At 34.0% G+C, this 23,730-nt stretch carries 25 protein-coding genes and 2 pseudogenes; 22 read left to right on the forward strand and 5 right to left on the reverse strand.

The genetic code is table 11. The features are described 5' to 3' along the window. From QJV27_RS08055 to QJV27_RS08125, 17 genes and pseudogenes are all read left to right on the forward strand, one after another. A complete protein-coding gene (locus QJV27_RS08055; protein WP_281448418.1) occupies positions 1–915 on the forward strand; it encodes a GIY-YIG nuclease family protein in 915 nt (304 codons plus the stop codon). Positions 916–1,463: 548 nt separating this feature from the next. After that, on the forward strand, positions 1,464–1,688 hold the full coding sequence (locus QJV27_RS08060) for a type II toxin-antitoxin system Phd/YefM family antitoxin (RefSeq protein WP_281448419.1): 225 nt from the start codon (positions 1,464–1,466) through the stop codon (positions 1,686–1,688). Between the two features lie 152 nt (positions 1,689–1,840). Further along, positions 1,841–2,083, forward strand: a complete 243-nt coding sequence (locus tag QJV27_RS11145) for a type II toxin-antitoxin system death-on-curing family toxin (RefSeq protein ID WP_408869639.1) — start codon at positions 1,841–1,843, stop codon at positions 2,081–2,083. A gap of 17 nt (positions 2,084–2,100) precedes the next feature. Continuing rightward, positions 2,101–2,355 carry a KilA-N domain-containing protein gene (locus tag QJV27_RS08065; RefSeq protein ID WP_281448420.1) on the forward strand — a complete coding sequence of 85 codons (255 nt, stop codon included), beginning with the start codon at positions 2,101–2,103 and terminating at the stop codon, positions 2,353–2,355. Continuing rightward, positions 2,334–2,987 (forward strand): annotated as a pseudogene (locus QJV27_RS08070) (IS6 family transposase); the annotation flags it as partial. The gene QJV27_RS08065 and the pseudogene QJV27_RS08070, both read left to right, overlap by 22 nt. Before the next feature lie 108 nt (positions 2,988–3,095). Then, positions 3,096–4,151: a chemotaxis protein gene (locus QJV27_RS08075; RefSeq protein WP_281448421.1), complete on the forward strand. Its 1,056-nt coding sequence runs from the start codon at positions 3,096–3,098 to the stop codon at positions 4,149–4,151. Between the two features lie 96 nt (positions 4,152–4,247). Then, positions 4,248–4,805, forward strand: a complete 558-nt coding sequence (locus tag QJV27_RS08080; protein ID WP_281448422.1) for a hypothetical protein — start codon at positions 4,248–4,250, stop codon at positions 4,803–4,805. Positions 4,806–4,834: 29 nt separating this feature from the next. Next, positions 4,835–5,803, forward strand: a complete 969-nt coding sequence (locus tag QJV27_RS08085; RefSeq protein ID WP_281448423.1) for a hypothetical protein — start codon at positions 4,835–4,837, stop codon at positions 5,801–5,803. Next, entirely contained in the window at positions 5,793–6,056 is a 264-nt protein-coding gene (locus tag QJV27_RS11150; RefSeq protein WP_408869623.1) for a YkgJ family cysteine cluster protein, read from the forward strand. Before QJV27_RS08085 ends, QJV27_RS11150 begins: the two co-directional genes overlap by 11 nt. A gap of 702 nt (positions 6,057–6,758) precedes the next feature. Then, complete coding sequence (locus tag QJV27_RS08090) at positions 6,759–9,014, forward strand: Hint domain-containing protein (protein WP_281448424.1); 2,256 nt, start codon at positions 6,759–6,761, stop codon at positions 9,012–9,014. 367 nt (positions 9,015–9,381) lie between these two features. Beyond that, the gene (locus tag QJV27_RS08095) at positions 9,382–9,528 is read left to right on the forward strand and encodes a hypothetical protein (protein WP_281448425.1); all 147 of its coding nucleotides are present in this window, start codon (positions 9,382–9,384) and stop codon (positions 9,526–9,528) included. Between the two features lie 334 nt (positions 9,529–9,862). Further along, a complete protein-coding gene (locus QJV27_RS08100; RefSeq protein WP_281448426.1) occupies positions 9,863–10,357 on the forward strand; it encodes a phage neck terminator protein in 495 nt (164 codons plus the stop codon). 18 nt (positions 10,358–10,375) lie between these two features. Further along, positions 10,376–11,092 carry a hypothetical protein gene (locus QJV27_RS08105; protein ID WP_281448427.1) on the forward strand — a complete coding sequence of 239 codons (717 nt, stop codon included), beginning with the start codon at positions 10,376–10,378 and terminating at the stop codon, positions 11,090–11,092. Beyond that, positions 11,089–11,307, forward strand: coding sequence for a hypothetical protein (locus QJV27_RS08110; protein ID WP_281448428.1), 219 nt, complete (start codon positions 11,089–11,091; stop codon positions 11,305–11,307). The genes QJV27_RS08105 and QJV27_RS08110 overlap by 4 nt, the downstream gene beginning before the upstream one ends. Then, entirely contained in the window at positions 11,307–11,450 is a 144-nt protein-coding gene (locus tag QJV27_RS08115) for a hypothetical protein (RefSeq protein WP_281448429.1), read from the forward strand. Before QJV27_RS08110 ends, QJV27_RS08115 begins: the two co-directional genes overlap by 1 nt. 30 nt (positions 11,451–11,480) lie before the next feature. After that, entirely contained in the window at positions 11,481–12,026 is a 546-nt protein-coding gene (locus tag QJV27_RS08120) for a hypothetical protein (RefSeq protein ID WP_281448430.1), read from the forward strand. Between the two features lie 153 nt (positions 12,027–12,179). Next, positions 12,180–12,410 (forward strand): recombinase family protein, encoded by a 231-nt coding sequence (locus QJV27_RS08125; protein WP_456305221.1) that lies wholly within the window; start codon positions 12,180–12,182, stop codon positions 12,408–12,410. Positions 12,411–12,483: 73 nt separating this feature from the next. On the opposite strand, the gene QJV27_RS08130 is transcribed toward QJV27_RS08125, so the two are convergent. Then, a complete protein-coding gene (locus QJV27_RS08130; RefSeq protein WP_281448431.1) occupies positions 12,484–12,630 on the reverse strand; it encodes a nucleotide-binding protein in 147 nt (48 codons plus the stop codon). Positions 12,631–12,867: 237 nt separating this feature from the next. Here QJV27_RS08130 and QJV27_RS08135 point away from each other — a divergent pair. Next, positions 12,868–13,581, forward strand: a pseudogene (locus QJV27_RS08135) (IS6 family transposase). 99 nt (positions 13,582–13,680) lie between these two features. Here QJV27_RS08135 and QJV27_RS08140 read toward each other — a convergent pair. Next, positions 13,681–15,273 (reverse strand): alginate export family protein, encoded by a 1,593-nt coding sequence (locus QJV27_RS08140; RefSeq protein ID WP_281448432.1) that lies wholly within the window; start codon positions 15,271–15,273, stop codon positions 13,681–13,683. A gap of 279 nt (positions 15,274–15,552) precedes the next feature. On the opposite strand from QJV27_RS08140, the gene QJV27_RS08145 reads away from it, so the two are divergent. Next, on the forward strand, positions 15,553–16,296 hold the full coding sequence (locus tag QJV27_RS08145) for a HesA/MoeB/ThiF family protein (RefSeq protein ID WP_281448433.1): 744 nt from the start codon (positions 15,553–15,555) through the stop codon (positions 16,294–16,296). Between the two features lie 1,460 nt (positions 16,297–17,756). Further along, positions 17,757–19,241, forward strand: a complete 1,485-nt coding sequence (locus tag QJV27_RS08150; protein WP_281448434.1) for a SulP family inorganic anion transporter — start codon at positions 17,757–17,759, stop codon at positions 19,239–19,241. A gap of 316 nt (positions 19,242–19,557) precedes the next feature. Here QJV27_RS08150 and QJV27_RS08155 read toward each other — a convergent pair whose 3' ends face one another. Continuing rightward, complete coding sequence (locus tag QJV27_RS08155; RefSeq protein ID WP_281448435.1) at positions 19,558–20,139, reverse strand: hypothetical protein; 582 nt, start codon at positions 20,137–20,139, stop codon at positions 19,558–19,560. A gap of 225 nt (positions 20,140–20,364) precedes the next feature. On the opposite strand from QJV27_RS08155, the gene metX reads away from it, so the two are divergent. Further along, complete coding sequence (metX, locus tag QJV27_RS08160; protein WP_281448436.1) at positions 20,365–21,552, forward strand: homoserine O-acetyltransferase MetX; 1,188 nt, start codon at positions 20,365–20,367, stop codon at positions 21,550–21,552. After that, positions 21,542–22,138 carry a methionine biosynthesis protein MetW gene (metW, locus tag QJV27_RS08165; RefSeq protein WP_281448437.1) on the forward strand — a complete coding sequence of 199 codons (597 nt, stop codon included), beginning with the start codon at positions 21,542–21,544 and terminating at the stop codon, positions 22,136–22,138. Before metX ends, metW begins: the two co-directional genes overlap by 11 nt. Before the next feature lie 19 nt (positions 22,139–22,157). Here the strand turns inward: metW and QJV27_RS08170 are convergent, their stop codons facing one another. Both QJV27_RS08170 and QJV27_RS08175 read right to left on the reverse strand, forming a co-directional pair. After that, a complete protein-coding gene (locus tag QJV27_RS08170) occupies positions 22,158–22,547 on the reverse strand; it encodes a hypothetical protein (RefSeq protein WP_281448438.1) in 390 nt (129 codons plus the stop codon). Between the two features lie 37 nt (positions 22,548–22,584). Continuing rightward, positions 22,585–23,715 (reverse strand): type III PLP-dependent enzyme, encoded by a 1,131-nt coding sequence (locus QJV27_RS08175; RefSeq protein ID WP_281448439.1) that lies wholly within the window; start codon positions 23,713–23,715, stop codon positions 22,585–22,587. Positions 23,716–23,730 lie beyond the last annotated feature (15 nt).

The raw sequence follows: 23,730 nt of genomic DNA on the forward strand, positions 1-23,730 counted from the left end.
ATGTCAGATATTAAATCACTAGAAGATATTTTTAATGATGATGATTTAGGTTTATTAGATGATGGTAAAGATGGTGACATCTTTAAAATTAGGCATGTGCCTGCACAACGTGCTGTCGCAGATGAAGTTGCACAACGTAAACGATGTAAAGATTTTGGTCAGTTTGAACATCTATTTAAAGATGTTCATAGAGAGCTTAGAGAAGGTAAGCGTAAGTTATTGCCTTTCAATGATAAAGGGTATCAACTCATTGAAGGAAGTTATTATGTTTTAAATGGGTTACTTGTCTATCTTGCTAATATTAATTTTACTCAAGAAGAGAAAACTGTTGGTGGTAAACGTTTTCGCAAAGATGGTAGGACACGCACTATTTTTGAGAATGGTACAGAATCTACAATGCTTTATCGCTCACTGGCTAAAGCTTTATATAAAGATGGGCGTATCATTTCAGAAACGAATGAGAAAGCAAATTCTAATTTTTATACTCATTTTAGTGGAGTTACTGAAGACGATACATCTACAGGGTATATCTATATCCTAAAATCCAAAAGTAAAGATCCACAAATTCAGTCTATTGATCATCTATATAAAATAGGGTTTTCAACTACTACTGTTGAAAAACGTATTGTAAATGCAAAGAAAGAAGCTACATATTTAATGGCTGATGTTGAGCTTATTGCAGAGTTTCAAGCTTTTAATATTAATCCTCAGAAATTTGAATATTATTTACATGTCTTTTTCGGTGAATCTTGCCTTGATTTATCAGTCGCAGATAAAGAGGGTCGCCATCATCGACCTAAAGAATGGTTTGTTGCGCCACTAGATGTTATTCAGAAAGCAGTTGAGCTGTTGGTAAACGGACAAATTATAAATTATCAATACAACAAATTTACAAAAAAAATCCAATTAAGATAATTATTAGTTGTTTAACAAGCGGATTCAATATTAAAGATCATCTAAATTAACTCTGACACGTTTTGCAGGATTATTTAAACGTCCACACGCAACTGTTAAAATATCATCATATTGATCATTATCACTGATCATCACTGAAATCTCTGAAAAAGGTAATTTTTATTTTCAGCAACATAACGTAAAAGTAGCCTTAGAGCATCTGGGGGGATAAATTAAGCTTATCAAAAGCTCTATAAGCATCCTTTTTTTAAGTTTTCATCCTCTCTAATTTGAATAGTGCTCATTATTTCTTACCTTCAGATCAAACTATAATAAATAAATTATTATGTAATTACAAATGTAGTGCAATGACTTATCGAACAAGCTTATGGATAAAACTAGGTTATGATTACCTGTCGATATATTTAATTGATTGTGGGGGTCTCCATAAATTTTTCTTCGTATTTTTATAGTGATAATCAAGATTAGTGTTTAAATAAGCTAAATGAAATTAGTTGATAAAATAAACAATTTATCTATAATATATACTATTAATCATGGAGTACAATATGCGTGTAACATCAACAGATTTTCAACAAAATATTGGTACATACAGTGATGTAGCACAAAGAGAACCTGTGTTTATCACTAACCATAATAGAGATCGTTTAGTATTATTATCTGTAGAAGATTATAATCTTTTGCTTAATGCCTCCCGAACAAATCGTAAGATTAAAATACAAGAAAGATTACAACATCATAGCCGTACACTAACTGAACTTTCCAAAAGATGATTGAACCTAATTGGATATCTAAAGAGGATATATACGAAATTCATTCAATGGTCTTAAATAAGGATGGTGGTTCTAAAGGTATCCGTGATGAGAATTTACTTGAAATTGCTTTAAATAAGCCTAAACAGCATTTTGCTTATTGAAATCAAAACATATTTTTATTAGCTGCTACTTATGCTCTTGGTATTAGTAGAAATCATCCATTTGTTGATGGAAATGAAAGAACTGCTTTTTTAACAACAGATTTATTTTTACTAGACAACGGGTATCAGTTACGACAATATGATGATTTACGATATGTTGAGATTATGATTGACCTTGCACAAGGTAAAATATCTCAAGAGAATATGGCTCAGTATTTGCAAAGATTTTCTTATAAAGTTACTAACTTGTAATAATTATAAAACATTCAATGGATAATACTAAAAATGGATTAATCTTCGCGCATACTGCAATTAGGCAAGACATTGAGGGTCGTTATTGTTTGAATGATTGTCATAGAGCATCTGGAATGGGAATTTCCAAGAAGCCTAGCGAATGGTTAAGAAACGAACAAACCTCTAAATTAATCGCAGAAATCTCCCAAAGCGGGAATTTGCGCTTTGACGGAAAACAGCCATTTTCTGAAAATAATATTAAGCTGGTTGGCCTTGTCGTTATTGTTTAAGCTATCGAGATATTGAGGAGTTGTTCTTAGAGCGTGAAGCAAATGTTGATCACAGCACGTTAAACCGTTGGGTATTACGCTATACTCCACTATTGGAGAAACGTTTGAGAGGGTTTAGAAGACCGCATTGTGGTCAGGTTAGAATTGATGAAACCTGTATCAAGGTCAAAGGTCAGTGGAAGTATTTATACAGAGCCATTGATAAAGATGGCACTTCAATTGATTTCTTACTGACTGCCAGAAGAAATATCAAAGCAGTACAACGATTCTTTAGAAAAGCGTTTAAAGAAGATAGGCTCTTTGCACCCACTCATATTGGAACAGATAAAGCCTTAACTTTTGCAAAAATCGTAAAAGCAATGAAGAATGAGGATATTCTCTCTAATGATTATTTCCATGAAACTAAGAAATCTTTACAACAGGGAATAGAGAATGATCATTTTAGATTAAAGAAAGGCATATCAGGAAATGGTTACTTCCTATCTTTTCATACAGCCAGAAGAACACTCAAAGGATATGAAGCCATCCTCTGGATAAAAAAAGGACTTGGTTTTAAAGGAAAATGGACGATCGAAGAGCAAATCAATCTCATTCAAAATATCTTCGGTTTAAACAATCCTCTTGCTTGTTAAATCCCCTCACCATGCCAACAATCACAGCCATATTAGCTATTTCTAATAAGACCTCTTATAGTATACATTAATAATATTAAAGTATAATTTAAAAATGGGATTAATGATATGCCATTACCATTTATTTTATTAGGCGGAGCAGCCACTTTAACCGCAATTGGTGGAAAGAAAACATATGATGGATATCAAGCAAAGAAATTAGCAAATCAGATTTTAAGAGATACAAAAGATAAATATGAAAAAAGAAAATCTTTACTTGATGATATAAACAATATTGCAAGCAAAAAATTAGAAAATTTAGGAAAGCTACAATTAAATATTGGCAAAAGCTTTGATGAATGTGATCAATTGGTTGTAGAGATTTTACAAAATAGAAAAGTTCAGAATTATGCTCATGTTGATGTTAATGTTCCTCAGCATAAATTAGATGAAATACGCCAAGTAGCAATTAGCGCAATAGGATACTTATCAACGATCGTAGGTGGTGGTATATCGAGTGCTGCTGCTGGATTTGCTGTCTATGGTGGAGTTATGACATTCGCTGCGGCATCCACAGGAACATCTATTGCAAGTTTATCAGGAGTGGCTGCTTATAATGCTACTATGGCGGCTATTGGTGGAGGATCTTTAGCAACAGGTGGATGGGGAATGGCAGGTGGTGCTATGGTTCTTGGTGCATCTGTTGTTGCTCCTATATTAGCTGTAGGCGGTATAGCATATGCAATACATGGAACAAAATCATATAATAAAGCTCATGAAACCCTCAAAGAGGTAGATGAAGCGTGTGCAAAAATGTCATTGGCAAGATCACACTTAACTTATATAATCAACGCTATAGATAGAATATATTTATTATTAAATAAAATAAATAATGTATTTCAAGAGTATTTTGAATCTTTAAAAGAAATTAACGTATTAATTAAAAATAAAGACAAAGAACAAATAGAAAAATTGAGTGAAAGTGCTACTTTGACTATAGATAATGGTTATAAATTAGCGGCAATGATGGCTAATATTATTTCTAAACCACTATTTAAAACAAAGAATAATGGTTTAGAAATTTTGACTGATGAGAATGGTTTTCAAATATTAGATACAAAAGGGTTGGATCTTACCTTATCCAATAATCAAACAGAGTTTGATGCATTTCAAAAGTTAAATTAAGAGAGAAATAATAATGACTGTTTCAACAAAAGTTTCATTTGATTGGTCTGAAGAGCTAAATCAATTGGTCAAACAAAGTTAATTACTTCATTTGGGTTGGATTTTTTATTAATCACAGACAAAACTGGTGGTGATGTTGATACAATTCATAACGTAAGAAAAGATATATATGTAACTAAAGAAAATCAATCGCGTTATAAAAACATAGGGGAATACGACAGCGATAAATATCATCAATATTCAAACTATATCGAAACTGGAAAAAAGCATAAAAAACAACAAAAGAGTGAAGATGGCTTGCAAGACGCTTATACAAATAAGATATTAAGTCAAAAAGACAAGAGAAATTTGGATCATGTCATTTCAGCAAAAGAAATTCATGATGATCCAGGAAGAGTTCTTGCTGATTTGAATGGCGTAGAATTAGCAAATCAAAAACAGAATTTACAATCCACAATCGAAACAGTTAATAAAAGTAAACAAGAAAAATCTGTAGATGATTTTTTACAATCATTACCAGCTAATATTGCGAACAAAAAGAAAATAATTGAGAGTAAAGAACGCAAATTAGCTTCCATGCCACAAGAGACACCTCAAGAAAAAAACGAATATCAAAAACTGAAAGAAAAATCAGAAAAGAAAAGGGACGTGTAACAAAACTAGAATCTATAAATCCTGAAAAAATGCGTAAGGCAGATAAAAAAAGCCGAAAAAATTATGAGCAACAAATAAATTTAACTTATTATACAAGTAGCAAATTTTTAAAGAATACAGGTATTCAAGCCACAAATATAGGCGTTCGAATGGGACTAAGGCAAGCTCTTGGTTTAGTATTAGCTGAAGTATGGTTTGAATTTCAAAATACAGTTCCTGAGTTGTATAATAAATACAAAAATATTAGCTTTGAAATTTCTATATTTTTTAACGATGTGAAAATAATTTTTCAAAATATTATACAAAGAGTTAAAAAACAATTTCAGGATATATTAACCTCTTTTAAAGATGGCATGTTGGGTGGCGTATTATCGAGTATCACGAATACGATACTCAATATTTTTTTAACGACAACAAAAATGTGGGGGAAGATTATTCGAGAAACATGGAATAATATTGTAAAAATTGCCAAAATAGTTTTTTTTAATCCAGAAAACCTATCTGTTGGGGAGTTGACAAAACAATGTTTCAAACTTGTTTCACTGAACCTGGGGGCGTTTTTAGGAACTATAATTCATAACCATCTAACCTTTTTATCTACATTGCCTTTTGGTTCTTGCATCCAAAACTTCGTAAGCGCGTTGATTGCAGGATTAATTACTTTAGGACTTAATTTCTTTTTAGAAGAAAGTTCTATAATGCGACGTATTTGGCAATTTTTAGACAAATTTAAAAATTATTATGATCTGACTTTAGAATATTATAAAAAGATTAATAAAGAGTTAGATGCTTATCTTATAGAGTTATCTAAAATCGAATTTAATTTCAATATAAGTGAATTGAATCAATTCGTTACTAATCTTGAAAATACAAACAATCAGTTAGAACGTCATTTTATTTTGAACTCTATGATTGAAAAGGAAGGAATAAAATTACCATACGAAGCAGGGAATAATAGAAGTGTTAAAAAATGGTTAACAGGTTTATGTGACGTCTAAATTCCCTTGTTATAAATGTGGATGTTGTTGCCAACACGTAAATTTATCAGAGGAAACGCTTGATTTAGATCGTGGGGATGGTGTTTGTCAATTTTATGAAGAAAGCACTCGCTTATGTTCAGTATATAAAAATAGACCAGAAATATGCCAAATCGATTTACAATATAAAATGAAATTTAGTAATGTATATACATGGAATCAATTTGTTGAATTAAATCTAGAAGCATGCAAAAAAATTCAATTAATAAAATAAGTTTCTTATTCATTAACTATTAATATAATTTATAGAAAACTTTTATATTAAATAATATGTTTTATTTATATAAATGTATTTACTAGATTACACTACATGATTACGAGGGCAATAATAATCAAAAATTAGATGATTTGATTAAAAATAAAATAATATCTTGTGAGGCGATAAAACATAGTCTGCTGATAATAAAGAAAATAACAAGTAAATAACTCTTTTCATTATCTTTGAAATAAACTTTTAAAAATTTTCGATAAGTCTTATCTAGTTCTATAAGAATGTAAAACCGCCGTAGAAACTCCAGTAACATTCCTAGGTAAATTATAAACCTTTTATAAATATATTATGTTGAAATAAAGTAGTTTCGTGAAAAATAAACGACGTAAAATCATTATGTAGTCTAAACTAAGAATAAAATTACTAAGTATTAAAAAAATACATCTTAAGTAATATAATAACATTAATTTGTTTATTTATTATTAATCGTTAATAATTATAAATAAAATTTAATAATTATAAAAATAAATTAAAAATTTTTTAAATAAAAAATAAAATAATATTTTGTAATAGTCTTGAAATTCTATATGTAAAATACAATCTCAAATTTATGTCTAAAATTCGAAAACGAATATTTCAAATATATTATCAAATATTAAAAAATACTTAACAAAAATTTGTAATTCGGAACATACGAGGTTAAGCATGGTTGATAACAGTATCATACATAGCGACGATTATAGCAAAGTAACAATTACAAACGATTACCCATGTCTTGTTGGTGGTAATTGGATTGCAACGGTCCAAGATGGGCAGACTGTTATCACTGATGGTAACAACACCTACACAGGACCCGTTAATCTTATAGGCGCTAGTTTGACGATCAATAGCGACGCAATTGTCGACGGGATAATTGCCATTCCGAATAATTCCTCAGGGTCTACACCATCAACACTGACGGTTAACAGTGGTGGTAAATTACAAAATTCTACGATATTCAATAGCAATGTATCTGTAGCTGGTATATCCGAAGGAAATACATATGTCTCTGCTCGTGTGACCATTAATTCAGGTAATCGATCTAGTGGGGCTGCTGGTGGTGAATCGGATAGCGATTCTTTTTACAACCCGCTATCAACCAGTAATTCGGCAGGGCAATTGGATCTTTCTCAAGGGGCAGAAAATAGCGCCCCAGAATCTTTTCAAATTTCGAATGCTGGTAGTAAATTAACGCTCCAAAACCCATCTCAGAATATTAGGGTAAATAACCCTTATATAGACTCAAGTGCCACTACTAACAGTAAAGATGATATTTATCTCGGATATAATACAAGTTTTGGCAGCGTAAATGTTGCTAAAGCTTTAGGAAATGTAGCTTATAATACAAACAATGCTTTCACATTAACAAATGATTTGCCTGTTTATCAAGGGGGTAACTGGACGGCGTCACTGGGAGAAGATGGGGTCACTTATTACACTGATGGAAAGCAGACGGTTACGGGTCCTTTTAATCTTGTCGGTGCTGGCAATCTAAAGATTAATGCGGGCGCTGTTGTCGACGGTATCACAATTACAGGTGCAACAACAACGATCACCAATGACGGCACGCTTAAAAATTCTTTCGTGGCAAACGGGTACATAGTTAATAATTCTGGGGGTTTAACAGAGAATAATACTTTTCTCTCTGAATATTATACTGGCAATGCTGGATCCACGACGAAAGGTGATTATTTCTACGAAGCGGGTAAAGGGATTAACGGACTTTATAATTTATCACAAGCCCCTAACTTAAGAACTTTTGCAATGTCGGACAATAAATCCCCTGCAATTTTTTACGAAGGTTCAATATTTGATGGTTCCTATTTTGGGACTGGCCCGAATGGTTACTTTCATATAACCGAGTATGATGGTTCCAATGTTTCTTGTTTTTTGGCTGGAACCTTGATCGAAACTGTCAGTGGAGGCAGACCAGTCGAACAGTTGACTGTTGGCGATGAAGTAATCGTGTATAAAGATAGAGTAAAAACACATCGTAAAGTTGTTTGGACTGGGTATAATCATGTGAAGGTTAATTCAAACGTATTCTCAGACATAACAAATTATCCTATTCGAATTTTAAAAAATGCAATTGCAGATAATGTCCCGTTTAAAGACTTACTTGTTACGTCAGAGCATTGTTTGTTTATCGAGGATAAATTTATTCCTGTTCGCATGTTGGTTAATAACTCAACAATTTTTTATGATAAAACTATTACCGAATATACATATTATCATTTTGAAACGGATGATCATTCTATAGTGGTTGCTGACGGCGCTTTAACAGAAAGCTATCTAGACACTGGTAATCGATCTAATTTTATCTCCGATACGAACGTTATCAGCATTGTGAATAAAAATAAAAGGTGGGGACAAGATTCTGCCGCACCTTTAGTAACAGCGAGAGAGATTGTTGAGCCACTCTACCGTAAATTCACGAAGAGATCAGAGGAAATTGGTTATAAAGCGGATTTATATTCGAAAATAATAACAACAAATGACTATGGTTTATATTTGTTAACCAACGACGGTAAGGCCATATATCCATCTCACCAGCAAAAAGATCGTTTTGTATTTAAAATTCCTTCGAAAGTTACAAAGGTTCGACTAATTTCCAATACTAGTCAACCAAGCACTGTCGTTGGTCCTTTTGTCGATGATCGTCGTCATTTAGGAGTACTAATTGGTGATATTACAATGCTAGAAACCAATCAATATTATCGAATTACTGACCATGTGGCTAATAAAAATTTGAAAGGATGGGATGTTCAAGAACGATCTGCTTGTCGCTGGACGAATGGAAACGCAGAGTTAAACATCAGGTCAAAACCATCAGCACGATTGGGAATATTAGTTATTCGTATCTTAGCTGGTGGCCCTTATGTCTTGCCCCATCAAGAGAGAATGCAACAAAAAGTAGGATAATTGTTATCAATGGTTCTAAGAATTTTGTCGCAAATAATATTTAAGTTGTAGTTCGCTGTAAAGCAACCTGCTTTAGACTGGAATTATATTGTTCAATCCGAAGATCTTCTAGATGAGATCGATTGGCTCGTTAAGTTTCCATTTTTCTCTAAGCCCTAGTTCTCTTTTTTGTTCAAAAGATATTTTCACATATTTTGATTACTTTCCTTGTAGCGTGGATTTGTCAAAGGATTAGTTATGATAAAGAAAGTAAGATTAGAACATGCTCTGCGATAGTCAGCGCTATGGTTTATAAAACAATCCTAGATCAATATATGAAAAATGTTCCTCAGCAATATTTTGAAAAGATAAAAAGGAAATTCAAAATATGCCGTTGAATAAAGTAATTTTCGATAATAATATTCGTTATGAATTGCAAAATACAGATGATGGAAAAGCGCAGATTGAAGTTCAAGGCATGCGGTCTAAAAACAATGAGCTTGCTGGCTATATCAACAAAGCCAATAAAGTTTGATGGGGCATAATTCATTGAAACTCTTGCGTCTAAAAGATAGATCGCAATATCAAACTGATAACAAACGACCCGTTCTGAGGTCGTTTTTTTATGGCTAAATTATAGAGAAAATCAGAAAATATCTAAACCAAAGGCGCAATCACTGCGTATTTTTTTATGCTTTAACAGTCAATTTAAGAAAGTGAATAAATCAATGACAGATGATAATCAAACAAATGATAAGCAACCAGTAAAGAAAACTACAAAACAAATGAAGAAAACGCCTGCAAAAGTTACTGCTTAAGCTCCAAAAGATGGAGAGTTTCCAGAGTTAAAAAATCTTAGTTACAAAGAAATGTACGATTTAGTTGGTAAATTCATTCAAAAATCTATTCCAATTAAAGGGGCAAAACTGACTATTATTAAAGGATTAACAAACAGAGTTTCAGCACCTAAACCTCCTTATGCTGTTTTGCAAGTTATAGATGAAAAATCAATGTCTTTTACTGAAACTCGTTATACAGATAAACATAAAATTTTATGGTCACGATCAATGGTAACTATGGAATTATCTCTAACTGGCAATGAGAACGTTCCAGCTATGCAAATGGCTAAAGCCTTTTCTGTTAGGTTTAATGATGCTTGGGCTAGTGAACAATTTGAACAATTTAACGAACCATTTTTTCCACTCTATAGCGATGATGCAAGAATAGAACCCGTTTTTATTGATGCAGAGGAACAATTTCAAGATAGATGCTCTATGAATATTTATTTTGAATATCATCCAGAGGTTGGTGTTTGTGAAACAAGTGCAAAAGAAATCATTATGGACATCGATATTGTTTCTTAAAAAAAGGTAAAACTCAAAATGAGTAATTACTCAGATAAATTATTTTGCCAAGATGGAAATCAATATTTCATTAGTAACGATCAAGGAAGAAGTTGGCATCGCACATTACCTGGAACAGTCACTATAGCAGAAGTCACGATAGGTAATTTAAGGGGTAGTAAAGAAATACCTATAGATGATTATAATTATTATCCCTTGCAATCATGCAATAATATCAAAAATAAAAATCCTAACAGTAAAAACCTCTTATTGGATGATATCAATAAAAGAAAAGAATTAGATAAAGTATTTGATGAGATACGTATTGCCGTTGCTAATCTTGGCATACGCCTTCATTGGGATAGACATATACGGCAAATCTACACGAATAGAATTGGCGATATGCGTAGGGGTTACTTAAAAAAAGTCTATCTTGGTGATATGACTCTAGATCAAGCTTACGTTGAAGCCAGCATCGCGCGTAACAGAATTATGAATGAATTACGTAAGATTACACATTCAATTGGTTATTTCCAAGCAAAAAAACAGAAAGAGGACGGAAAAAGCGTAAAAAATCTGTTAAAAAATTATACATTGCGTATGTATGTTAAAGAAAATGTTAAAATCCCCCATTACCTTTCCTCTAACCAAAAAAAGAAGTTTATTAAAGAACAAGTAGAAGCAATGAAAGCGCAACTATCTTCTGAAGAACAACTTAAGATGTATAAGGATTTACCCGAGCATAAAAAACAATGATAAAAAAAGAAATATTGATAGCGTCTGGTAATCCTCAGGAAACAGTGATGAAAGCTCTTAAAAATCCCAGAATGTTTGATGCAGAAACTAAAAAATTCAATGCTATAGGAACATTAAATGCTATAGGAAAATATACGCTCTATGTTTCTCTTTTAGTTTCCCTTTATAATATTATAACTGCGGATGATAAGATTGCTGCGACTGAACATAATTAATGGAGTATGGCGCTGGAGCGGTTGGTATGTATGCTGGTGGCTTTGTAGGGGGGGTTCTATTAGGGCCATTTGGTGCGTATGGAGGAGCAGTTATAGGAAGTTTTCTATCTATTTATCTGATGGATTCTTATGTTAAATTATAATATGAGTGTATATTAAAACGGTGTTATTATATGAAATTTATTCAAGATAATCGAATTACGTTAGATCCAATTAAATCTAAAGCATATAACAGTCGAATTTATATAAATGGACACCGCACTCGATATAAACTCTGGGGAAGATGCTTAGAAAAAGTTATCCAAATTCACTCTTACTATTTGCTCTTTGTTTCTACAACAGATTACGGAGACATGGGTTTAGATGCTTGCTATATTTATTTAATTACTTCATCGGGTAAAATTCTTGAACGTTGGAGTATAGACGCTGTATCAGATCAAGAAAAGGCAGAATGTGAAAGTGATGGTTTCGAGTGGGTTTATCACCCAGAATGTTATGGGTCTTTAGAAAAATTTCACCTTGTTCCTCCGAATAAAATTACTTTTATATTTGGCTACAATATTTACAGTATCGAAGTTTTTAAAAGACCTATTTTTCCATGGTCTGCTGAGTTTTCAATAAGAGATTATAGAAAAAGGTTCAGAAAATATTGTAAATTTATTAGTCGCGATCACTCTAAATTTTGGAGCCGTTTAAAGTTTGATATTATTGAACAGTAATTTTTATAAAACGGTCATTAAACAAATTTACGTAAATTCTGCGTATCGCATGAGTTTAAATAAAGTATTTCGTATTTATTTAAGTTGATTTATATAAGAATACAGTTTAATAGATAAACACCTTAAACTTAAAAGAATACAGTAGAGATTATTATGAGTGATATTGGATATACAAGAGTAAGCTCTGAATATCCAAATACAGAAAGACAGCTTGATGAGGTTAAACTAGATAAAATCTTCACAGATAAAATGAGTGGTGTGGATACAAAAAGACCTCAACTACAAGCCATGTTGGAATATGTCAGAGAAGGTGATGCTATTCATGTTCATTCTATTGATCAGCTAGCAAGGAACCTGAAAGACTTAAGCCAAAGCTTCTTTTAAGGATTTAATTTTTTCTGGTAAGTCTTTTAAATTTGATACAGCTTAATGTTGGCATATTATTCTCACAAACATTCTACCACGATGACAAAGAAGATTGTGGATCCATATCTATTAAAACGGTGGGAGATATATTTTTTTGTTCTGTTGTAACTGTAAAGTGAGCAACTAAAGTGGTTTTAGATGATCCACCTTTTTGGCTAGCTATAACAATAGTGTTCATTGTTTTGTTCTTACTTTAACAAAATTAATATAACGTGTTCTTTTTATTAATATATAGCACTAAATAAAAAAAAGCACGCAAAATAGATTCTTGTTTAAAAATGTTTCTATTTAAATGTTTTTTTATTTCTAGTAAATATCTTTAATATGGCCTTGTTGCGAATATTATTTGTAACCTGTATTAAGGTAAAAAATACAAGATTCTGATAATATGCCTGCCTATTTTAGGGAGGTATAGATGCTAGAAAGATCAAAGAATAAATTATTTCATCGTACAAGAAATGATTTTAAAAGACGTCATTTTAATGGATTAATGATTGCCTAAGCGATTAATTGGTATTCACGCTACTCACTAAGCTATCGAGATATAGAAGATCTGTTTTCAGAGCGTGGAGTGAAATTTGATCACAGCGTGTTAAACCGTTGGATTTTCGTTATACCCCCTTCTTAGAAAAATGCTTGAGAGGATTTAGAAAGCCTCATTGCGGTGATGTTAGGGTTGATGAGACTCACGTTAAAGTAAAAGGTCAGTGGAAGTATCTATACAGAGCCATTGATAAAGCAGGTTCTGCGATTGACTTTTTGCTAACTGCTAAGAGAAATATCAAAGCAGCTCAGCGTTTCTTTAGAAAAGCCTTTAAAGAAGATGATCTGTTCGCTCCAACTCGTATCGGAACAGACAAAGCAACAATCTTTCCAAAAACCATATAAACCGTGAAGAATGGGACTATACTCCTTAATCACTGCTTTCATGAAACAAAGTAGTTCTTACAACAGGGAATAGAAAATGATCATTTTAGATTAAAGAGATCTATCCCAAGAAATGGGTGTTTTCAGTCTTTCCATACGGCAATGAAAATGCTTAGAGGATATGAGGCTATTCTTTGGATAAAAAAAAGAATTTGGCTTTAAAGGAAAATGGACCATCAATGAACAAATTAATCTTACCTAGAATATTTTTGGACTAAATAGCCAACTTCCTTGCTGACTCACCATTTCTATACCAAAATACAACCTAATTTCAAATTTGCGATAAGACCAAATCATTTTATTAAAACCTAAAATCCAAACTCTCCATAACAAAAGCACTATTTTGTGCACCTGCTCTTTTAAGAGAGTTAGATGCAATAAATCCAGCAATATCACTTGTGAAAACAAGGTGCGGGGCAATTTCATAAGCAAAAGTAAATTGTGGAACACTTCCGATAAAGCTACCCGAGTAGTTATCTCGCAGGGGATAAGTAAATCCTGTGCCATAAATGGTATCGTTTGTACTTGCACGCCATAGGAAAGGGGCATGTAGTTTAAGAAGGGATTTTTTCGTAGGGTTATATGTAATTAAAGGACCCGTGCTAACGCTATTTGATGTGGTTAGATACAAAGTCATATCTAAATAATTTGCTTGAGGGAAATAAGGTACAGCAAAATTCCTAACCGCACCATGGGTTTTATTATAATTCCCACCAGAAGCGTAATCACTTTGTAATCCAACAACGAGTTTTCCAGGAGTGTTTGGGACAACATATGAGAAAATACTGTTAAATGCATAAGCTCTGACAGGTCTGTATTTGCCATTATTTGCGGGACGGAATTCACCTCCTTGATATATTCCTGTTAAGTCAAAGTTAAGGACTCCAAGATTACCACTTATACGCCCACCTATATTGTCTCTTCTTGTAGAGCCCTTTTCCCAGCCGCCGATTTTTGCTGTTGGAAGAGCAGATGGACCTCCTCGACTATTGTATAAATAACCAATAAAAAAAGCATCAACGAAAATCTGACTTTTTTTACCTAAGGCATGAAAACTTGGAAGCGCTAAGCTGGAGTATGCACCATAAAGACGAGCGTTATAATTGGGACCATATGTAAAAGCTGACTTATCATTATGTTCATCTGTTTGCCATAAATCAAAAAGATCTATACGAAAACGTTTCCAAAAAGCGTATCCTCTAAATCCATCCCAGCTTTGGCGAACATTTGTTAATTCACGAGGGGAGATCATAGAAGGAGGACCATCGATAAAAAATTGGCGTCCTCCTATGACACCCATTTTAGCGCCCAACATGTGTGCTTTAAGTTCTAAAAAACCTTGTTGTAAATTTATACGACTGCGTTGATACCCAGTTTGATAACCAAATTGACGAACACCACCAGCTAACGCATTAATCAGTTCGACATATGCACGTACATGACTTCCAACTCGTAAATCCGCACCATATTGACTACGCAGTAAAAAGCGACTAGAATCTCTTTTTTGTGCAAATCCCATGTATGGGCGGCTATCAAAAACGTAACGTAAACGCCCATTTCCATTGAGACTTAACCAAATAGAATTAGAGTCATTAAGGGGAATATATTTAAGTTTATTAAAAAAATCCTTATCTTTGTCAGGATCGTTGCACAATCCACTCCAATCTTCTACCCATCTAGTTTGGGCGTAAGGTGCATTTGGACCAAAAGCGAACCAGGAATAATTTCCAATAGGCCCAAAACCGCTATTACTATTAAAAACCCCCCAATCAGGAGAACGACTGCGACCGTATTTACCCGATGCAGTAACTATACTTTTGCATTTATTATTTAGAGTTGTGTTATTTTCAGAAGCAATACTATGAGCAGAAATTGCTTGAGTTAAATTTGGCATAAATGTAATAAATGTAAAAGATAACAAAAAATGACTTGTGTTAATTTTTTTGAAAAAAAACATCGAGTGATGAAGCATGGTATAATGCCGCTTGTTAATATATTTTAATATTTATTATGTTATCTTCATAAATTTTAATTCCTATTGGCACAAAGTGTATAATTCATAACTTTAATGGATAAGGTAAAAGCGTACTTTTTTATAATTATTACTACCTATTTTGATAGTAGTTTTTAAAAAGGAAATAAGGGTATAATCAATTTTTTGTAGTATTACGTAATGAATGATTCTCAATTAATAAGATATAGTCGTCATATATTGTTGCCTCAAATCGATTTAAAAGGACAACAAGCTATTATAAACAGCAAGATATTAATTATCGGATGTGGAGGATTGGGATGTGCTGCAATACCTTTATTAGCAGCAGCAGGCGTTGGATATTTAACTTGCGTTGATGATGACAAAGTTGATTTATCTAATTTACAGCGACAAACACATTATGTGTATGCAGATATTGGACAATATAAAGCAGAAGTAATAAAAAATTTCATACACAAACAAAATCAAGATGTGCAAGTTAATGTAATTACTCGCAGACTAGTATTAAGTGATTTAATTTTATTATGTAAACAACATGATATAGTCGTTGATTGTAGTGATAATTTGCCAACTCGATTAAATGTTAATAAAGCAGCTTTTTTAAGCAAAACACCACTGGTTTTTGGTTCAGCATTACGTTTCGAAGGGCAATTAAGTGTTTTTGATAATCGTGATACATCTTGTCCGTGTTATGCTTGCCTCTTTGATGGTGTAAATAACGAGCAAGATAATTGTTCTTTTTTAGGTGTTTTTGCACCCTTAGTTAATATAATTGGAGCAATGCAAGCTTCAGAAGCTCTAAAAATTATTTTAAATACTGGGAATATCCTTACAGGACAATTATTGCATTATAATGCAATGAATTTACAATTTTATCAAATTGCCTTCGACCGCAATCCAAATTGTAAAATTTGTGGTTTATAATAGATTATATTATAAATTCATAAAGGATCATACATTTAGCTAGCCAAATGTTATTTTATTATAATGGGAACAGTTAGTTGAATAGTTTTTTACGGTGCAAGATACAGAAGTATCAGGTTTGTAAGATTTTTCATGTTTTTTTGGATATGATAGATGAAAAACAATGGTGGGCTTTGTTCTTATTGCGGAAGTATTTCTACAGTTGAGTGTAAAACCACAATCCTATGCTTTGTTATTGCAAAGATTGCCGTGTCAACAGTTAATCACTGCGTAGGTGAGTGTAAAAATGATAAACCGTAGTTATTGCGGAATATTTCATCATATAAGTTTCAAACATTTACATCGATATGTGAGTGAATTCACGCTTCGTTATAATACTATAGATTCTGGTTCATTAGCTTTTATAGAGCAAATAATAGATAAAATATATAACAAACGTTTAATTGATTAAGGAGTTAGTTTATGTTTGGAAAAGATAATGAAACTAAACCTACTAATTTTTTGATAATATTGCTGAAATAGTAAAATCATTCAAAATTCCTTTAGAAAAAATTAACTTTTAACTTAGCCTAGATTTAGGAATTGAAATGGAAAGAGATCAATGAAATTGGTATGAAAGTGCTAGGCTAGGCGATGATAATTCATATTTAAACTAGTATGGTTTAGCAGCTTTATATAGCGCTCGAAATGCTCTTTAAAAGGCAGATCATTTTAAAAATACAGCTCATATGATTATCTATGAAATAAGACAAGCGGAAGCGGTGTAGGAGAAAAGACTATAGTTGATATTTCAATTGGCCAATATTGAGTAAAATATTAAGATAAGTAAGATTGTACTTCTCATTATGGCGCAGGAATGAAGTATTCTCATAAATATCTAGATTTACGTTTACAAGCGAAATATACCTTGCACGATGCTTGGTGCTGTCCATCTTTACCTTGAGTGTTGATTAGGGGCGGTTGTAAAATTCATATAGAAGGTAGAAATTTGCTAAGTAGATTGATAACGAATCAAGAAAAAAGCCACCATCTGTTGGTCAATTAGTGATTTCAACAGTAGAATAAACTTCGATTGAAGAATAATAACTCTCTTGCCCTTAAGAAATAAACTAATTGGCTAGTCAAGCATATGGTTTCTAAGAAAAACGACACATTATTAAATATACCTTGTTTTAGTTATCTTATAAGCATTACTAAAAAATTACTCTTGACCTTTTATTTCATGTAAAATATTGTTGAGTTTACTTATTATAAAGTCGTTTGTCTTTGTGAATTTTACAATAGAAACCCCAGCTTATAATGTTTATTGCACCGCCCTGAAAATTTTTTTCGTTAATACCTAATTTTAAGGTTTATGGATCTCTTTTGGCTTTTTTTGAAAAGAGTGGCTGTGTCATATTCTAAATTTCCCCTGATAGAACCCTGAAATACGGGTAAAATATATTATATAGGATTATCAAATGCTGCTGTCTTCTACACGACAGGACTGGCTTGGTAACATCCGTGCGGATGTTCTGGCTGGAATGGTTGTTGCTCTTGCGCTTATTCCTGAATCTATTGCCTTTTCTATTATTGCTGGGGTAGATCCTAGCGTTGGATTATATTCTGCCTTTTGTATTCCTTTTATTTTGTCGATTTTTGGTGGCAGACCTGGCATGATCTCGTCTTCGACGGGATCAATGGCGTTGTTAATGGGACCATTAATTCATAATCATGGTTTAAATTACTTGCTGGCGGCGGGAATTCTGGCAGGTATATTTCAAATGTTGGCTGGATACTTAAAACTGGGTGCGTTAATGCGTTTTGTTTCCCATTCTGTTGTAACGGGTTTTGTTAATGCGCTTGCTATTTTAATTTTTATTGCTCAGATACACGAGTTGGCCGGGGGATCATGGCATGTTTATGTTCTAACTGCTGGTGGTTTGGCCGTCATTTATCTTTTCCCTTTTATAACGAAATTAATCCCATCCCCTTTGATATGTATTATCGTGATTACAGGAATTGCAGTGATGTTGGGTTGGCATGTGCCTACGGTTGGCGACAAAGGGCATTTACCTGATAGCTTGCCGATGTTTTTTATTCCTGACGTGCCTTTGAACTTAAACACATTATTTATTATATTGCCTTATTCTTTTGGATTGGCGGCAGTTGGGTTATTGGAAACCATGATGACGGCAACCATTGTAGACGAATTTACAGATACTGACAGTGATAAAAATCGTGAATGTAAAGGGCAGGGAGTTGCCAATATAGTAACCAGTTTTTTCGGAGGAATGGCTGGATGTGCGATGATTGGTCAGTCTGTGATTAACATTACTTCAGGGGGGCGAGGACGTTTATCAACGATGGTTGCTGGTGTTTTCTTGCTTATTTTGGTTGTATTTTTAAAGCAATGGGTTGCTATGATTCCAATGGCCGCTTTGGTTGCTGTTATGATTATGGTGTGTATTAGCACATTTTCATGGAAATCCATTTTAGAATTGCGTACACATCCACTTTCAACCAGTTTTATCATGATTTTAACAGTTTCAATTGTCGTTGTTACAGGCAACCTGGCCTATGGTGTTTTTGCGGGGGTATTGGTTGCTGCTTTAACGTTTGCTAATAAAGTATCTCATTTTATGACGGTTCAATCAACACTGACTGGTAATGTCAGGACTTATGTGGTGAATGGGCAGGTGTTTTTTGTCTCGTCTACGCGGTTTATAAAAAGCTTTGATTTAAAAGAAGTTGTGGAAAAGGTTGTGATTGACCTCACTCATGCGCATTTTTGGGACACGAGTTCAGTATATGCACTGGACAAAGTTGCATTAAAATTCCGTGAGCAAGGAATACAAGTTGATATTCAAGGAATGAACGAGGCCAGTGCCACCCTTGTAGATCGTTTTGGTCGTTATGATCGATCTGAAAATATAGAATTAGAATTAAAAAGTAACGTAAAATAAGCGCATAAGCTTTTATTTTATAGTTTATAAAGGTTTTACATTCTGAATCCCATTGCGAGGTTTTATAAATATTGGGTTTCCTAGGGTTTGATGATTTAATCCTAGAATATGATAACTTGATGAATAATTATGAACAGAATAATGTTTATTTAGTTTATTTAATTTGATCTTCTTTAAGATGAGTGCCCGCAATCCTAAGCGCAAACTGTTTCAAGTTTTGTCATATTTGTACTATACTATACGAGGTATCTTACAGTTATACGTCAATGATGCATATGTACGGTGTTATTTGTCTTAATATTAAGAGAAAACGTTTTTACAATTTACTTTTTTGATGATTTTCAATTGATCGTTTTAATCCTGTTAATTTAGGCCCTTTTTGAGATTCTACATATGTCTTGCCATTCCAGATCCAAGAATCAGACGTACCAATTAACAGGTCATGCATCCCTTTATGCTTTGTTTTTTTTATTTCAATATCCCCAGTAACTGAATCAAGTACCTTTACCCATTGATTATTTCTTTTCAAATAAGCTGTTGTTGAACATCCCCCAGAACCGCATAGGCTGGCAGATTGTATTTGAGTAAATAAAACGATTTTAGCAGTCTTGGTAGAGGAAAGGTTGGCCGTGCCAATTAATAGTAGGGGTTGTTCATTACGGTGAATGGCAAAATTTAGATCTGTTTGATTCAAATTACGGGCAATTGTTGCCAGTGCATTGTCGGGCTGAGGGGTTAAGGTGACCTTGCCCAATTTAATATTTTGCTGATGATGGCTAGTTTTTTTGTGATGTTGTGATGCGCTATATGCAAGGGGGCCAGTAACCAATCCAGCGACGATGAAAGTAAAAAATAGTTTATATAATCTAGAGGGTGAAACGTATGGATGAATATTCATAGGGCAAAACCTTTCTGAAACATATTTTTTCATTCATTGCACTCATTTTTAATAAAAGAAAAATTATATGGCCAATTAAAACAATAATGATTTATAATTATTTTGAGATTTATCAGTTTATATGAAATAAGATATCTTATAAAGTGCAAAGATATGTAATCATCATTAATTGTTGTAGCAAAGTATGGTTTGACTGATAAAAGGGGAAGGATATCGTTATCATTTATGGCTGAGTCAGAAGAAAACTATCTTAATAGTGATGAAAATCAGGATCCCCTTACCCAAAAGATTATGTTTAAAGACGGGATTTGCTTAGAGAATGGTCAATATTTGGCACCTTTGGAAATTGCATACCAGACTTATGGTCAATTATCAGCAGCAAAAGACAACGCGATTTTGATTTGTCATGCTTTGACAGGGGATCAATATGTTACAGATATTAATCCAATCAGCAAAAAAGCTGGTTGGTGGAGCAATATGGTAGGGCCAGGCTGTCCGATCGATACAAATAAATACTTTATCATTTGTACAAATGTATTAGGCAGTTGCATGGGCACGACGGGCCCACGCTCTATGCGTGAAGATGGTCAAAAAATAGGGCGTTGGGGGGCTGATTTTCCCGCCATTACAATCAAAGATATGGTCAATGCCCAAAAAATGTTAATAGACCATTTTCAAATCAAACAATTATTCGCGGTTATTGGCGGATCCATGGGCGGTATGCAGACCTTACAATGGGCTGTAAGCTACCCTGACCAAGTTTATGCAGTGATTCCTATTGCAACCTCATCTTTTCATTCGGCGCAAAATATTGCTTTTAATGAGGTGGGGCGTCAGGCGATCTTTTCAGATCCTGATTGGCGAGATGGGGAGTATTGGCGTTATGGGGTTACCCCGTATCGTGGATTGGCTGTTGCACGTATGATGGCACATATTACGTATTTGTCAGAAGATGCGTTAAATCGAAAATTTGGGCGACGGTTGCAAGAGCGATTAAAAGACTCTTCTTTTCCTATTTTCGGCGAGGTTTTTCAGGTAGAAAGCTATTTGCACTATCAAGGATCTAATTTCGTCAGACGCTTTGATGCGAATTCCTATGTAACCATTACCAGGGCGATGGATTGGTTCGATTTATCTCATGCTTATGATGGGGATTTGGTTCAGGCATTTGCCCATGTAAAGTCGCGTTTTTGCGTGATCTCCTTATCTTCGGATTGGTTATTTCCAACCTCTAGGTCCAGGGTTATTGTGCAGGCACTTAATCGGGTGGGGGCAAGGGTGTCTTTTGTTGAAATTGCAACGGATAAGGGACATGATGCTTTTTTATTAGAAGAACCCGATTTAGATATTACTATTAGAGGGTTCTTATCAGGAATTGAAGAACAAAGGCGGTTAGAACATTATGCGTCTTGATCAACGTTGCATTATAGATATGATTAAACAACAATCCAAAGTATTGGATATTGGTTGTGGTGATGGGTCATTAATTGATTATTTATGTCGTTATCACCAATGTGATGCGCGTGGAATTGAAGTGGATATGTCTTATGTGACAAAGGCAGTTGGTAAAGGATTGCCTGTTATTCACGGGAACGCGGATTTCGATTTGCAACATTACCCGACAGGGGGATTTGATTACGTCGTTTTGTCCCGTACTTTACAAGCCGTTAATCGCCCTAGGGAAGTGCTGCAACAAATGTTGCGTATTGGCCGTTATGCCATCGTTTCTTTCCCTAATTTTGGGCATTGGACATTGCGCCTGCAGCTTTTATTAAAAGGTCGAATGCCTATGACCAATGTTTGGGGTAAGTACTGGTATGAAACCCCTAATATCCATCCGTGTACGATGACTGATTTTGTGAATTTGTCGCGTAAAGAAGGGTATAAAATTGAACGGTGGATGGCAATTGACGATCAAGGAGGACGTGCCCCATGGGAACGCTCTATCCGTTTAGCCAATTTTTTTGGAGAGCAGGCTCTGTTCTTGTTAACGCGTTAAAATTTTCAATTTAATAGGGTTAACGTTTATAAAACTTTAAAGTGGTAAAAGAGCATCCAATGCCATGCCAATTCTGACAGTTTTCTTCACGAATAATTGTAATTACGTTCTTGTCGTTAGTAAAAGTTACGGCGCATTGATGGGCGTCATCGGCACTTGGGTCAAGTATATCAGTGTGTAGTACAAAACGTTTACCCTGTTGTTCAGTATATCCTTTTAGATGTGCGCCACATCGTATATTTTTAAGATCAATCGTTGTATAAAGTCGATTAAAAGGGGCTTGCTCAATTTTAAGATATCCAAGGGTATGGATGTCATTTTTTCCTATAAATATCCCCGTTTCGGGACTGGCATATAAGGGAATGGACCATACTAAAGATATTCCGATGATAAGAAGATATTTTTTCATGTCGTCAAGCTTAACATCGGAATAAAAAATCTTAAAGCTAGATATAATATTCTTCTAAAGGGGCGAAACCGTTAAAGCGTGTGGAACAATATGTTGAAACATATGCCCCAGTGCTTAACAAAGAAATACGATCCCCAGCGGTTAATTCTAAGGGAAGTTGATAGTTAGATTTTTGATAGATCACATCAACCCCATCGCAAGATGGCCCTGCCAAGACAACGGGGCCCGTTGTTGAACCGTCATAAGAAGTTTCAATTTGATAACGAATAGCTTCGCCTTCTGTTTCGGCCAATCCCCCAAAACGACCAATGTCCAAATACACCCAACGTGGACCGTTGGTTTTCCCCCGTTTACTGGACAGTACTACCTCTGTTGAAACAATACCTGCATTACCGACCATAAAACGCCCTGGTTCTAAAATAATTCTAGGAATGTTATTACCAAAGTGGTGTAATAGACTTTGTTGAATTGCTGTTGTAAATTCTTCGATTTCAGGGACGTCTTCACGATAACGAATGGGAAAACCGCCTCCTAAATTAATCATTCGCAGTTCGATCCCTTGTGCGGCTAATGTTGTAAAACATGATGCTGCTTTTTCTATGGCGGCTGTATATGCTTTGGGGTCGGTTTGTTGGCTGCCAACATGAAATGAAACCCCATAAGGATCTAGCCCTAAATTTTTAGCCTGGATTAGTAATTCAACTGCATGGTCAACTGTTGTGCCAAATTTGCCAGATAAAGGCCAATCAGCCCCCAGATTATCAACGATTAACCGGCAATATACTTTTGATCCCGGCGCATGTTTGGCAATTTTTTGCATTTCTTCGATACTATCAAACACATACATTTCAACGCCTATTTTATAAGCAGACTGAATGGATGATATTTTTTTTACCGTATTCCCAAAAGAAATTTGAGAAGGCTTTGCCCCAGCATCAAGGCATAATTGAATTTCTTCCCAAGACGCTGCATCGAAAAAAGAGTTTAAGGCAACCAGTCTTTTTAAAATAGGCAAAGCAGGATTTGCTTTTACTGCATAGTATATTCCACCATAAGGGATGGCTTGATGCAGTTGGTTATAATTGCGTTCTACCTGATCAACATCAAGGATCAGGCATGGGGTTGATATTTGATTATTGGCTATAAATTGTGAGATTTTAGAATTCATGAATTCCTATCCCTT

The sequence above is a fragment of the Commensalibacter oyaizuii genome, assembly GCF_029953265.1.
In the GTDB taxonomy this organism is placed as follows: domain Bacteria; phylum Pseudomonadota; class Alphaproteobacteria; order Acetobacterales; family Acetobacteraceae; genus Commensalibacter; species Commensalibacter oyaizuii.